The organism is Lysinibacillus sp. fkY74-1, from assembly GCF_053165895.1.
Genome location: NZ_CP170173.1, coordinates 3,607,368 through 3,620,085, shown reverse-complemented (window position 1 = coordinate 3,620,085; position 12,718 = coordinate 3,607,368). Strand labels below are relative to the sequence as shown.

General features: G+C 39.1%; 13 protein-coding genes. 6 read left to right on the top strand and 7 right to left on the bottom strand.

Going from position 1 to position 12,718, the window contains the following annotated elements; translation table 11 throughout:
* Positions 1-8: 8 nt before the first annotated feature.
* Both ACE1MS_RS17870 and cysI read left to right on the top strand, forming a co-directional pair.
* Positions 9-1,793 (top strand): assimilatory sulfite reductase (NADPH) flavoprotein subunit, encoded by a 1,785-nt coding sequence (locus tag ACE1MS_RS17870; protein ID WP_197150255.1) that lies wholly within the window; start codon positions 9-11, stop codon positions 1,791-1,793.
* Between the two features lie 87 nt (positions 1,794-1,880).
* Positions 1,881-3,599, top strand: a complete 1,719-nt coding sequence (gene cysI / locus ACE1MS_RS17865) for an assimilatory sulfite reductase (NADPH) hemoprotein subunit (protein WP_012292367.1) — start codon at positions 1,881-1,883, stop codon at positions 3,597-3,599.
* Between the two features lie 40 nt (positions 3,600-3,639).
* Here cysI and ACE1MS_RS17860 read toward each other — a convergent pair whose 3' ends face one another.
* Genes ACE1MS_RS17860 through ACE1MS_RS17845 form a run of 4 tightly spaced genes read right to left on the bottom strand, consistent with a single transcriptional unit; the run spans position 3,640 to position 7,506 of the window.
* Positions 3,640-4,710 (bottom strand): sulfate/molybdate ABC transporter ATP-binding protein, encoded by a 1,071-nt coding sequence (locus tag ACE1MS_RS17860; RefSeq protein ID WP_036160565.1) that lies wholly within the window; start codon positions 4,708-4,710, stop codon positions 3,640-3,642.
* Between the two features lie 15 nt (positions 4,711-4,725).
* Entirely contained in the window at positions 4,726-5,598 is an 873-nt protein-coding gene (gene cysW, locus ACE1MS_RS17855; RefSeq protein WP_012292369.1) for a sulfate ABC transporter permease subunit CysW, read from the bottom strand.
* A gap of 10 nt (positions 5,599-5,608) precedes the next feature.
* Positions 5,609-6,442, bottom strand: coding sequence for a sulfate ABC transporter permease subunit CysT (cysT, locus tag ACE1MS_RS17850; protein ID WP_012292370.1), 834 nt, complete (start codon positions 6,440-6,442; stop codon positions 5,609-5,611).
* An 11-nt stretch (positions 6,443-6,453) separates the two neighbouring features.
* On the bottom strand, positions 6,454-7,506 hold the full coding sequence (locus ACE1MS_RS17845) for a sulfate ABC transporter substrate-binding protein (protein WP_036217952.1): 1,053 nt from the start codon (positions 7,504-7,506) through the stop codon (positions 6,454-6,456).
* Positions 7,507-7,961: 455 nt separating this feature from the next.
* Between ACE1MS_RS17845 and ACE1MS_RS17840 the strand changes: the two genes are divergently transcribed.
* The 4 genes from ACE1MS_RS17840 to cysC all read left to right on the top strand — a co-directional run bounded on the left by ACE1MS_RS17840 (position 7,962) and on the right by cysC (position 11,548).
* On the top strand, positions 7,962-8,663 hold the full coding sequence (locus ACE1MS_RS17840; protein ID WP_012292372.1) for a phosphoadenylyl-sulfate reductase: 702 nt from the start codon (positions 7,962-7,964) through the stop codon (positions 8,661-8,663).
* Between the two features lie 12 nt (positions 8,664-8,675).
* Complete coding sequence (locus tag ACE1MS_RS17835; protein ID WP_031418542.1) at positions 8,676-9,740, top strand: inorganic phosphate transporter; 1,065 nt, start codon at positions 8,676-8,678, stop codon at positions 9,738-9,740.
* A gap of 78 nt (positions 9,741-9,818) precedes the next feature.
* Complete coding sequence (sat, locus tag ACE1MS_RS17830) at positions 9,819-10,958, top strand: sulfate adenylyltransferase (protein ID WP_031418541.1); 1,140 nt, start codon at positions 9,819-9,821, stop codon at positions 10,956-10,958.
* On the top strand, positions 10,955-11,548 hold the full coding sequence (gene cysC / locus ACE1MS_RS17825; protein WP_012292375.1) for an adenylyl-sulfate kinase: 594 nt from the start codon (positions 10,955-10,957) through the stop codon (positions 11,546-11,548). The genes sat and cysC overlap by 4 nt, the downstream gene beginning before the upstream one ends.
* Before the next feature lie 56 nt (positions 11,549-11,604).
* Here the strand turns inward: cysC and mnhG are convergent, their stop codons facing one another.
* From mnhG to ACE1MS_RS17810, 3 genes are read right to left on the bottom strand one after another with little or no spacing between them, the layout of a single operon-like run.
* Positions 11,605-11,973 carry a monovalent cation/H(+) antiporter subunit G gene (gene mnhG / locus ACE1MS_RS17820; RefSeq protein WP_012292376.1) on the bottom strand — a complete coding sequence of 123 codons (369 nt, stop codon included), beginning with the start codon at positions 11,971-11,973 and terminating at the stop codon, positions 11,605-11,607.
* Positions 11,957-12,238 carry a Na(+)/H(+) antiporter subunit F1 gene (locus tag ACE1MS_RS17815; RefSeq protein ID WP_012292377.1) on the bottom strand — a complete coding sequence of 94 codons (282 nt, stop codon included), beginning with the start codon at positions 12,236-12,238 and terminating at the stop codon, positions 11,957-11,959. The genes mnhG and ACE1MS_RS17815 overlap by 17 nt, the downstream gene beginning before the upstream one ends.
* A complete protein-coding gene (locus tag ACE1MS_RS17810; RefSeq protein WP_012292378.1) occupies positions 12,235-12,714 on the bottom strand; it encodes a Na+/H+ antiporter subunit E in 480 nt (159 codons plus the stop codon). Before ACE1MS_RS17810 ends, ACE1MS_RS17815 begins: the two co-directional genes overlap by 4 nt.
* Positions 12,715-12,718 lie beyond the last annotated feature (4 nt).

Genomic DNA, 12,718 nt, shown 5'->3' with positions numbered 1-12,718 from the left:
GGCAAAGATTGAAACTGCAAGTTATAAACAGTCCATTTAATGAAGAGCAGGTAAAATTATTAAACGAACTTTTACCTCAATTAACACTGGAGCAAAAAATTTGGTTAAACGGTTATTTAAGTGCAGCACAAGCTACTCAGGAGCCCATAGTTGTAACTGCTCCAGCTACAACTCAATCGATTACGAAAACGATGACGATTTTATATGGGTCGCAAACTGGTAATAGTCAAGGGCTAGCTGAAAAATATGCATCTCTATTAGAGGCTCAAAACGTAGACGTTACTGTCTCATCATTAGGGAAATTTAAAGCAAGTAACTTAAAGAAAATCACAAATCTATTACTTATTGTGAGTACACATGGTGAGGGTGATCCGCCAGATCAGGCGATTCAATTCTATGAATTTTTGCATAGTAAACGAGCACCAAAATTAGAGCATCTTCAATATTCGGTACTGGCATTAGGGGATAGTTCCTATGAATTTTTCTGCAAAACAGGTAAAGACTTTGATGAGCAATTTGCTAAACTAGGTGCAACAAGAATGGTTCCTCGTACAGATTGTGATGTGGATTATGATGACGCGGCTGCACAATGGTTCTCAGCGGTTCAACAAGAATTTCTCAAACAAGCTACTGCAATATCGGTAACTTCAACAGAGAGCGATGAAATCCTAGGAGCTACTACATATTCAAGAAAAAATCCATTTTACGCTGAAGTGTTAGAAAATATTAATCTAAATGGTCGTGGATCCAACAAAGAAACACGACATTTAGAATTATCCATTGAAGGTGCTAATTTTCAATTTGAGCCGGGGGACAGCATTGGTATTCAACCAGAGAATAGTGAATCATTAGTCGATGCATTACTGGTAGCTCTGCAATTTGATCCAGCTACTGAGGTGACTGTTTTTGATGAAATCTTGTCCTTAAAAAATGCTTTACAAAAAAGATTGGAAATTACAGTGTTATCTAAGCCTGTTCTTGAAAAAATTAAGGCTTACACAGAACATAATGAGTTTTCAAGGTTATTGGAAGAACCTAATGCGTGGAAGGATTATGCCAAAGGAAGGGATTTACTTGATGTTGTAGAAGATTTTGCTCCTTTCACATGGAGTGCGCAGCAATTCGTGGACATTTTGCGAAAAATTCCATCACGACTGTATTCTATTGCAAGTAGCCAATTGGCGAATAATGATGAGGTACATTTAACGATTAGCAAGGTAAGCTATGAGACGAACGGTCGACAACGTCTGGGAGTTTGTTCAGGTAGTGTGGCGGACCTTCAAATTGGCGATACATTACCAATCTATGTTCATAAAAATCCAAATTTCAGATTACCAGAGCAGAAGGAAACACCAATAATTATGATTGGTGCTGGCACAGGTATAGCCCCATATCGAGCTTTTCTAGAGGAACGAGAAGAGTTAGGGGTTGTGGGTAAAGCTTGGCTCATTTTTGGGGATCAGCATTTTGTTACAGACTTCCTCTATCAAACAGATTGGCAACGCTGGCTAGCTTCTGGTACTTTAAGCCAAATGCATATAGCCTTCTCACGTGATACCGATAAAAAAATCTATGTTCAACACAAAATAGAAGAGAATGCGGCAAATTTTTATGAATGGCTTGAACAAGGTGCTGTCATTTATGTATGTGGCGATGAGAAATCAATGGCAGCTGATGTGGATGCAACTATTCACCGTATTATAGAACAGCAGGGGCAAAAATCGTCTGAGCAAGCAAAAACCTTTGTACAAGAACTAAAGCAACAAAAACGATACCAGCGGGATGTTTATTAACTGTATTCAGGAAAAAAACTTCCTTGTAGGAAGATGACTATTTGCTAGCAAGCGGAGCCTCTGGAGAGGTTAAAGGAGCGATAAAGAATGACAGAGAAAATTGTTTTGCCTCCACAATCAGGGAAACCAAGTGATGTAGAGCGCATTAAGACTGAAAGTAACTATCTTCGTGGGACACTTGAACGGACTATGAATGATCCATTAAGTTCTGGTATTCCTGAGGATGACAATCGTTTAATGAAATTCCATGGTAGTTACCTACAGGATGACCGAGACCTTCGCAATGAACGACAACGACAAAAACTAGAGCCTGCCTATCAATTCATGGTACGTGTACGAACACCTGGAGGAGCGGCTACTCCAGCTCAATGGCTGGTCATGGATGAAATGGCTAGAAAGTATGGCAATGGCTCCTTAAAACTAACGACACGTCAAGCGTTTCAGGTACACGGCATTTTAAAATGGAATGTCAAAAAATATATGCAAGAAATTAATGAAGTGTTATTGGATTCTCTTGCTGCCTGCGGGGATGTAAACCGTAATGTCATGTGTAATGTAAATCCAAATCAGTCAGCATTACATGAAGAAGTTTATAACTGGTCTGCTAAACTAAGTGAGCATTTACTACCTCGTACACGTGCATACCATGAATTATGGTTAGACGGAGAAAAGGTCATAGACAGTCAGGATGATGAAATTGAACCGATTTATGGAGCACAATATTTGCCACGTAAATTTAAAATTGCCATTGCGATTCCGCCAAGTAATGATGTCGATGTGTTTTCACAAGATATCGGGCTTATCGCGATCGTAGAAGATGAAAAGCTTATTGGCTTTAATGTAGCTGTTGGTGGAGGAATGGGGATGACGCATGGAGATCATGCTACCTATCCACAGCTTGCGCGAGAAATTGGCTTTATTACACCTGATAAACTATTGGAAACAGCAGAAAAGATTATAACAATTCAGCGGGATTATGGGAATCGCTCTGTCCGTAAAAATGCACGTTTCAAATATACGATTGATGCGAGAGGACTAGAATGGTTTAACGAAGAACTAACTAGACGTTTGGGTTGGAGCATTCAAGAGGCACGTCCTTATACGTTTGAGCGTACAGGAGATGAGTTCGGTTGGATTAAAGGGGCTGAGGGTAAATGGCATTATACGCTATTTATTCAAAATGGTCGCATTAAAGATTTCCAAGATTATAAGCTGTTAACAGGGTTACGTGAAATAGCTAAGGTGCATACAGGTGATTTTCGTTTAACACCTAACCAGAATTTAATGATTAGTAATGTAACACCACAGAAAAAGAAAAAGATTGCTGCTATTATCGAGCAATATAAGCTGACAGATGGTGCACATTATTCCGCACTGCGTCGTAATTCTATTGCCTGTGTCTCCTTACCAACCTGTGGTTTAGCCATGGCAGAGGCGGAGCGTTATTTGCCATCTCTTATTACTAAAATAGAAACAATCATTGATGAAACAGGGTTAAATGATACAGAAATTGTTATCCGGATGTCAGGCTGTCCAAATGGTTGCTCCCGCGCAGCGATGGCTGAAATAGGCTTTATCGGTAAAGGTCCTGGAAAATATAATTTGTATCTTGGGGCAAGTTTTACTGGTAATCGATTGAATAAAATCTATCGTGAAAATATAGGGGAGGAAGAGATACTAGCGGAGCTCCGACCAATTCTTGTACATTATGCGAAGGAACGTTTAGTCGGTGAGCATTTTGGTGATTTTGTCATTCGTGCTGGGTATGTGACGGCTGTTTATGATGGTAGAGAATTTCACGTCTAATATAAATGCCATGTAGCAAAGAAATTTGCTACATGGTTTTTTAAATGGAGTAATCTTCGGGGATAAAGACCTTTAATTGCTTCGGCCTAACAAATATATGATCACCCACTTCAAGCTGAAGGTGAAGGAACTGTTCTTTTGATAATTCTGCCTCTAAAAATTCATCTAAATCCTCACGGCGTAGCTCAATTTGGACAATAGGTCCCAACAGATGGATATGATTGATTTTGACGGGTACCGTACCTGGAATATTTACCTTTTCTATTTGTATATCATGGGGGCGAACATAGCCAATCACATTATCCTTGCTATGTGATTGTACATCAGGCACATCCAGTGCGACTTCTCCGTGCATCAGCTTACCGTTATGTAAGCGTCCTTTAAAAAGATTGACGTTCCCTAAAAAATCATAGACAAATGGACTTTTAGGATGCGTATATACTTCATCTGGACTTCCGATTTGCTCAATTTTGCCATTGTTCATGACAACTATGCGATCTGCTACATCCAATGCTTCCTCTTGATCATGCGTAACAAAAATACTTGTAATATGAAATTCATCGTGTAACTTTCGTAGCCAGCGACGCAACTCCTTGCGAACCTTTGCATCGAGTGCTCCAAATGGCTCATCGAGTAGAAGAACTTTTGGCTCTACTGCAAGTGCTCTCGCTAGTGCCACACGCTGTCTCTGACCACCTGAAAGCTGTGTGGGATAGCGGTCAGAGAAATTTTCAAGTTTAACTAATTGTAGCAATTCCATCACTTTGTCTCGTATTTCTTGCTTAGTAGGTCTAGTTTTTCGAGGGCGAACCTTTAGGCCATAAGCGACATTTTCAAAGACGGTCATATGACGAAATAGAGCATAATGCTGAAACACAAAGCCTACATTACGTTCCTTTGGATGTCGATCCGTCATGGAATGTCCATCAAAAAAAATATCACCCGTATCGGTGGTTTCCAGCCCTGCAATAACACGTAATAGAGAGGTTTTTCCTGATCCAGAGGGGCCGAGCAATGCAACAAGCTCCCCTGACTGAATATGAATAGAAATATCCTCTAATGCTTGAAAAGATCCGTATATTTTCGAGACATTTTGAATTTGAATACTCATGTTAATTATCTCCTTTTAACTAGATTTGGACTTCCATGCAATGATGTCTTTTAAAATTAATGTAAAGATAGCTATGACACTCATTAAGGATGCAACAGCAAAGGCGGCTGAAAATTGATATTCATTATAGAGAATTTCAATATGAAGGGGCATTGTATTCGTCATGCCTCGTATATGGCCAGATACAACTGAAACTGCACCAAATTCTCCTATAGCTCGTGCATTACACAATATGAGACCATAAAATAAACCCCATTTAATATTGGGTAAGGTGACGTACCAAAAGGTCTTAAAGCCACTCGCACCAAGAGAAATCGACGCCTCCTCCTCAGACGTTCCCTGTGCTTGCATTAGAGGTATTAGCTCACGGGCAACAAAGGGCAGTGTGACAAATATCGTCGCAAGGACAATGCCTGGTAGGGCAAAAACAATTTTAATATCTTTGGCGAATAACCAATCACCAAATAATCCCTGCGATCCAAATAGTAAAATAAATACCAAACCTGCGATAACAGGGGAGACCGCAAAAGGTAAATCAACAATGGTTAGTAAAAGATTTTTCCCCTTAAAATTAAATTTTGTAAGGGTCCATGCAGCCATTACGCCAAAGATTGCATTTAGGGGTACAGCAATCGCTACAACTGTTAAAGTGAGCTTAATAGCAGCTAATGCATCTGGATGTGTGATAGCTGCCAAGTAAACATCCACACCTTTTTGAAAGGCTGTAATAAAAATTGAAGCTAATGGCAGGACGATAAAAAAAGCTAAAAAGACTAGTGCAATACATGTAAGTGTATAGCGAATAACACGAGGCTCCTGTAGGGCGACAGACTTAGGTACCTTATTTTTTTCTGGACTAGCCTGTTGAATAAATGCTGATTGTTCCATAAAGCTCCTCCTAATGTACAAACCGACGATTGGCTAGCCATTGTATGACGTTAATGGTTAATAATAAAATAAATGAAGTAACAAGCATGACTACCGCAATTGCAGTGGCACCAGCATAATCGTATTGCTCAAGTTTAGTCATAATAATTAAAGGGGTAATTTCGGTTTTCATAGGCATATTTCCCGCAATGAAAACAACTGAGCCATACTCACCAAGAGCACGAGCAAAGGCTAATGAAAAGCCCGTTAATATGGCTGGTAATAACTCTGGCAAAATGACTTTACGAAAGGTTTGTAAACGATTTGCTCCAAGGCTGGCAGAAGCCTCCTCAACTTCAGCACTAATATTTTGCAATACTGGCTGTACTGTTCGTACAACGAAAGGAAGCCCAATAAAAGTTAAGGCAATAATAATACCAAGGGGCGTAAAGGCAATTTTAAAATCAAAAAACTGGCCAATCCAACCATTGGGGGCGTAGAGAGATGTTAAAGCAATCCCTGCTACAGCAGTAGGTAAAGCAAAAGGCAAATCTACTAATCCATCCATCATTCTTTTAAAAGGGAACTGGTAGCGAACCAGAACCCATGCGATAATTGTGCCGAAAAGTACATTTAATAGACCTGCAATGAGGGCTGTGCTAAAGCTAACTTTATAGGAAGCAACAGCACGAGGATCAGTGATAATATCAAGAAACACTGTCCAGCTTAAGGACATTGTATGGAAAAAGATCATAGAAAGTGGTAATAACACTAGTAAACTAACATATAACATCGTATATCCAAGAGATAGGTGAAATCCTGGAATAATGCGACGTGATTTCTTCGTCAGGGTTAAACTACTCATCAGAACACTCCTTATTGTGGCAAGTAAATTTCATCAAAGGTACCGCCGTCTTTAAAGTGAGTTGCTTGTGCTTTGGTCCAGCCACCAAAATCATCGATTGAAACAAGTTCAAGCTGTGGGAATTGGTCTTTATATTTAGCTAGAACAGCCTCGTTGCGAGGGCGGTAATAATTTTTGGCAGCAATTTCTTGACCCGTATCGCTATATAAATGCTGTAAGTAAGCCTCCGCTACTTCCCGTGTTCCTTTTTTATCGACGATTTTGTCAACAATCGCCACTGGTGGCTCCGCTAAAATACTTAATGATGGAGTAATTATTTCGAATTCGTCCTTCCCCAATTCATGAAGTGATAAGTAAGCTTCATTTTCCCATGCAATTAAGACATCCCCAATTTTGCGTTCCACAAAAGTTGTGGTAGCACCTCGGGCACCAGAATCCAGTACTTCAACATTGCTGTATAGTGATTTCATAAATTCTTTGATTTTTGTTTCATCATTGTTATATAACTTTCCAGCATAGCCCCAAGCAGCTAGGTAGTTCCACCTTGCACCACCAGATGTTTTTGGGTTAGGGGTAATGACGGATACATCTTTTTTGATGAGATCATCCCAATCTTGTATATCTTTCGGGTTGCCCTTGCGTACTAAAAAGACAATAGTGGATGTATAGGGAGTAGAGTTATGGTCAAATTCGGTTTGCCAATCTTTATTCAGCAGCTCACGAGTTTGGGCAATTTCATCAATATCATAGGCGAGAGCAAGGGTGACAACGTCTGCTTCAAGACCATCAATCACTGCTCTACCTTGTTTTCCTGAGCCTCCATGAGATTGTTTAATCGTGACATCTTGCCCTGTTTCATCCTTCCACTTTTTTATAAAATCTTGATTGAACTCATCGTAAAGCTCGCGTGTTGGGTCATAGGATACATTTAATAGCTCAACGGACTTATTACCTTCCTGGCCACTTGTATCTTCATTTGAGTTAGCACTACTACATCCTGTTACAGATAAAGTTAATACAGCAAGCAGTGCCAAAGATTGAAAGACATTCTTTCTTTTCTTCATTCTATGTCGCTCCCTTTCTGGCTGAAGAATGCAAAAAGCCATCCCCCATAACGATAATTCGTCATAGGTAGATGGCCTTCAGATCCTCTGATCAGCATTTTAGTAGTTGTGTCAAAGCTTTAGATAATACATTAAACACATATTTCCTATTAGTCAACAAGGAATTATAAAATGTTGAAAATCATGGTGATTACCTAGCTGTCATTTATCTTATGCAACTAAGAGTGTCAAAAATGGGTTTATTGCATAAGATATTTGAAAAAACCTAGTTGACTGCTTGGTGTACTTTAGTATATATTTGGTAATAAGAAAAACGATTAAAGAACGAGGTAGCAATTACTAGTGAAAAATCGTTGAATAATGAGCTGGCTAGTCAAACTAGAGGCGTTTTAACAAAGGCATGTTTTTTGGGTGTCTTTAGTTAGAACGCCTTTTTTTGCTATGAGGGGGATTCTATGTTAACACATGCAAATTGGCAAGAACCAAACATTAATTTTCAAGTTGATGAAATGTATAGGGGAGCATTAGAGGTTTTACGATGGAGCTATCAAGAGTATGGGAATGAAATAGTTTATGCCTGTAGCTTTGGGATTGAGGGCATAGTCTTAATTGATCTCATTTCGAAGGTAAAGCCAAATGCAACCATTGTCTTTTTAGATACAGATGTCCATTTTAAAGAGACCTATGAAACGATCCGGCGAGTAAAAGAAAAATATCCACAATTAAACATTGTGATGAAAAAGTCTGCACTCACACTTGAACAACAAGCAGCTCAATATGGTGAAGAACTTTGGAAGTCAGATCCAAATCAATGCTGTGCTATACGCAAGATTAAGCCGCTACATGAAGCCCTTTCAGGCACAAAGGCTTGGATATCTGGTTTACGACGTGAACAATCGCCAACACGTCAACAAACAAATTTTCTTAATCGTGATGATAAATTTAAGTCGATTAAAGTTTGCCCACTTATCCATTGGACTTGGAAGGATGTTTGGCGCTATGTCTCGAAAAACAATCTGCCATACAATCCGTTGCATGATCAAGGCTATCCAAGTATCGGTTGTGAGCATTGTACAAAGCCGGCATTTACGATGGATGATTTACGTTCAGGTAGATGGCAAGGCTCTGGGAAGACAGAATGTGGGTTACATGAATAAAGGAGTTATGCCATGCTTGAATATTTTGCCATAGCTATTAGTTTATTTTTTGCCATGAATATAGGTGCAAGTGGGGCAGCAGCTTCAATGGGAGTTGCTTATGGGGCAGGTGCTATTAAAAAGGCTTGGCAAGCATTATTATTATGCGCCATAGGCGTTTATAGCGGAGCGGTGTTGGGCGGAGGAGAAGTAGTCAAAACGATTAGCTCAGGTATTATGCCTCAGGAGTACATTACGGTTAAAATTGTTATCATTATTTTAATTTCTGCAACAAGCAGTTTATTTTTTGCCAACCTTTTAGGCATCCCATTATCTACCAGTGAGGTTACCGTCGGCGCAGTTGTTGGTGTGGGAATAGCTTATAAAGTGTTATTCGTCCAATCTTTGCTGGTCATTATGTCCTTTTGGGTTATTGTCCCACTTATAGCTTTTGTAATGGCCCTTATATTGGGGAAGTTGTTATATAAATTACAACTTAGGGGGCTATTAAAAGATCATCCGATTTTAACGATTCTACTTGTATTAGCAGGATTTTTTGAAGCCTTTTCGGCAGGTATGAATAACGTGGCGAATGCAGTTGGGCCGCTGGTAGGTGCTGGCATGCTGGATGTTACTATCGGCATTATGCTTGGGGGTGCATTTGTAGCTGCAGGAGCTATCCTACTTGGTAAACGAGTTCTTGAAACAAACGGTAAAAAAATTATGCGTTTTCAAAAGGCAGAGGGTATTTTAATTTCAAGTACTGGGGCGCTACTCGTAGGCATAAGCTCTATTTTTGGACTTCCAGTACCACTAACGCAAGTAACATCTTCCTCTATTATCGGCATGGGAATGGCGAAAAACGGAAAACAAATTTTTCATAAGCATATTGTGAAAAAGATTATTCGTATATGGGTTGTATCCCCCATCTTTTCATTAGCCATTTCTTATTTTTTAGTACAGTTGTTTTTAGAAAAAGATCTATATGCGGTTATTATAAATGGCAGCATTATCGTTGGAACGCTTGGAGTTATTAGTTTAATGCGTACCATTCGAGAAGAAGAGCAATCCATATATGATGCAGGTGAGGGAATTTAATTTTACTAGTGTTACTACATCATTGATGTTGATCTTACTATTAAACTTAGTATTTAACTAGAATTAGGAGGAGATAATATGAGTTTACAACCACATGGAGGGTTTCTTGTGCAAGCTTTTCATCCCGATAAGGAAATAACATCTATTCATAAGGAGATTGAGCTGGATGCCATTTCTTTGAGTGATTTAGAGTTAATTGCCATAGGAGGCTACAGTCCCATCCAAGGGTTTTTAACACAAGCAGATTATGAATCTGTGGTGGAAAAAAGTCGATTAGTATCAGGTATAGTATGGAGTATTCCAATTACCCTCCCAGTGACGGAAGAGAAAGCAGCAACCTTACAACCTGGTGAAGAGGTAAAACTAGTCTATCAAGGTGAAACTTTTGGTGTTATTCAGGTGGCTGATATTTTTGAGCCGAATAAGCGAAAAGAGGCTTTACTTGTTTATGGCACTGAGGATTTAGCACATCCTGGAGTTCACAAGCTACATGAACGTCCTGCCATATATGTTGGTGGAAAAATTACGTTAATTAAACGTCTAGCACAAAAGTTTCCTACGTATTCATTTGATCCAGTGGAAACCCGACAACTATTTGCTTCAAAGGGTTGGCAAACCATTGTGGGCTTTCAAACGCGTAACCCAGTGCATCGGGCCCATGAATATATCCAAAAGGCAGCACTTGAAACGATAGATGGTTTATTTTTAAACCCTCTTGTTGGTGAAACAAAATCGGATGATGTATCTGCGGCTATCCGTATGGAGAGCTATGAGATTTTATTGAAAAATTACTATCCTGAAAATCGTGTGCAATTAGGTGTATTTCCAGCTGCTATGCGTTACGCAGGACCAAGGGAGGCCATTTTCCATGCGCTTGTAAGGAAAAATTATGGCTGTACACATTTTATCGTGGGTAGAGATCATGCAGGTGTTGGGGATTACTATGGCACGTACGATGCCCAAAAAATCTTTGAACAGTTTACGGAAGATGAATTAGGGATTATTCCATTGAAGTTTGAGCATAGTTTTTATTGTCAGCAGTGTGAAGGGATGGCTACTACAAAAACTTGTCCCCATGATAGCTCTGCCCATATTATTTTATCAGGTACAAAAGTACGAGAGATGCTTCGCAATGGAGAAGTACCACCAAGTACATTTAGCCGTAAAGAGGTAGTAGACGTACTAATAAAAGGCATGCAGAAGGAGGTAGTCAAATGAGTTCAAATATTGTTTGGCATGAAGCCTCTGTTACAAAAGATGAGCGTCGCTCTCAAAATAAACATCAAAGCTTTATTTTATGGTTTACGGGTTTGTCTGCTTCAGGAAAATCATCTATAGCCAATGCATTTGCCCGTCAATTATATGAAAGGGGTAATCAAGCTTTTGTGTTGGATGGCGATAATGTCCGTCATGGCTTAAATAAGGATTTAGGTTTTGATGAGTCAGGGCGTAAAGAAAACATCCGTCGTATAGGGGAAGTTTCGAAGCTTTTTATAGAAAGCGGTCAAATTGTGCTAACGGCATTTATTTCACCTTATCGAGAAGATCGTCAAGTAGTTCGTGAGCTTGTTGAAGATGGTGAATTTATAGAAGTCTTTGTAAAGTGTTCAGTAGAAACATGTGAAAAAAGGGATCCAAAGGGACTATATAAAAAAGCTAGAAAAGCAGAGATTGCAAATTTTACTGGTATTAGCGCTCCTTATGAGGAACCCGAAAACCCAGAAATTATTTTAGATTCAGAACATCATACTGTAGAAGAATGTGTGGAACAGTTGACTAGTATTTTAACTGCCAAAGGCTATATTTAACTAACCAATAAAAAAATCTGCTCGTTCATAATGATTGAGCAGATTTTTTATATGTTTTATCGAACATCTTGTTCTTTTTTCATTCTGTCAATTTCAGGGCCTAATTCATCACGTACTGTACCTTTCCAAGGCTTTACACCAGCAATATAAGAGGATCGAGTCATAATATGTCCTCCAACAGGGCCAGTGATGAAGAGGAATAGTATACCTAATAATATACGTGGATTAAAATGATCTTCAATTAGCCAAAAGTGAAAGAATACACCAATTAGTACGCACATAACACCAAGTGTAGCACTTTTTGAGGCAGCATGTGCTCGCGTATATAAATCAGGTAGGCGGATAAGCCCAATGGCTGTGACGACAATAAAAAGTACTCCAACAGAAATGAAAAAAATAACTAAACTATTAGCGAGAATTGTCACGTTTAATGATATCTCCTTTCTCTATGAATTTAGAGAAAGCAACTGTCCCAATAAATGATAAAATAGCTAGTAATAAAATAATCTCAAGGAAGAAGCTTGTTTCCACTAGTATTGAAAATAATCCAATCAAGGAAATAAGAGAGACACCCAGTGAATCCAAAGCGACAACACGGTCAGATGCAGAAGGTCCTTTAATCATTCGATAAATGACCGCAATCATCGATAAGCAAATCACTACAATGACTGCAATAATAAATGTTGTCATGATTTACTCACCTCCAAAATCGCTTTCTCAAATGAATCTCGAATGGAAGCAACAGCCTCATCCACATCGTTTATATCAATAGCATGTACATATAATGTTTTAGCATCATCGGATACATGTACGACTACAGTCCCGGGCGTTAAAGTAATAAGGCTGGATAGTAAAGTGATTTCCCAGTCTTCCGTTAATACAGTAGGGTAAGCAAAAAAGGCAGGCTGCATGTCCAATTTAGGCTTTAATACTACCTTCAGGACTTGCACATTCGCTAATACTAACTCTTTAAAGAACAGCGAAGTCAATTTTAAAATGGCCCATAGTCGGTAGACATAAAGACGAGACTTAAAAAATCTTCGCATTATTATGAGCAGAATGATACCCATTAAGAACCCAATTATAAAGCCGGTTGCTGTGTAATTAGAGGATAGGAACATCCATACGAAGGCAAGTACAAAGTTTAAAATCATTTGAAATGCCATAGCG

Bases quoted from the DNA above. Each gene is read 5' to 3' on its own strand.
- ACE1MS_RS17810 (WP_012292378.1), bottom strand. From the start codon at position 12,714: ATGGCATTTCAAATGATTTTAAACTTTGTACTTGCCTTCGTATGGATG.
- ACE1MS_RS17835 (WP_031418542.1), top strand. From the start codon at position 8,676: ATGCTTGAATATTTTGCCATAGCTATTAGTTTATTTTTTGCCATGAAT.
- cysW (WP_012292369.1), bottom strand. From the start codon at position 5,598: ATGGAACAATCAGCATTTATTCAACAGGCTAGTCCAGAAAAAAATAAG.
- ACE1MS_RS17840 (WP_012292372.1), top strand. From the start codon at position 7,962: ATGTTAACACATGCAAATTGGCAAGAACCAAACATTAATTTTCAAGTT.
- ACE1MS_RS17860 (WP_036160565.1), bottom strand. From the start codon at position 4,710: ATGAGTATTCAAATTCAAAATGTCTCGAAAATATACGGATCTTTTCAA.
- cysT (WP_012292370.1), bottom strand. From the start codon at position 6,442: ATGAGTAGTTTAACCCTGACGAAGAAATCACGTCGCATTATTCCAGGA.
- ACE1MS_RS17845 (WP_036217952.1), bottom strand. From the start codon at position 7,506: ATGAAGAAAAGAAAGAATGTCTTTCAATCTTTGGCACTGCTTGCTGTA.
- ACE1MS_RS17815 (WP_012292377.1), bottom strand. From the start codon at position 12,238: ATGACAACATTTATTATTGCAGTCATTGTAGTGATTTGCTTATCGATG.
- cysC (WP_012292375.1), top strand. From the start codon at position 10,955: ATGAGTTCAAATATTGTTTGGCATGAAGCCTCTGTTACAAAAGATGAG.
- cysI (WP_012292367.1), top strand. From the start codon at position 1,881: ATGACAGAGAAAATTGTTTTGCCTCCACAATCAGGGAAACCAAGTGAT.
- sat (WP_031418541.1), top strand. From the start codon at position 9,819: ATGAGTTTACAACCACATGGAGGGTTTCTTGTGCAAGCTTTTCATCCC.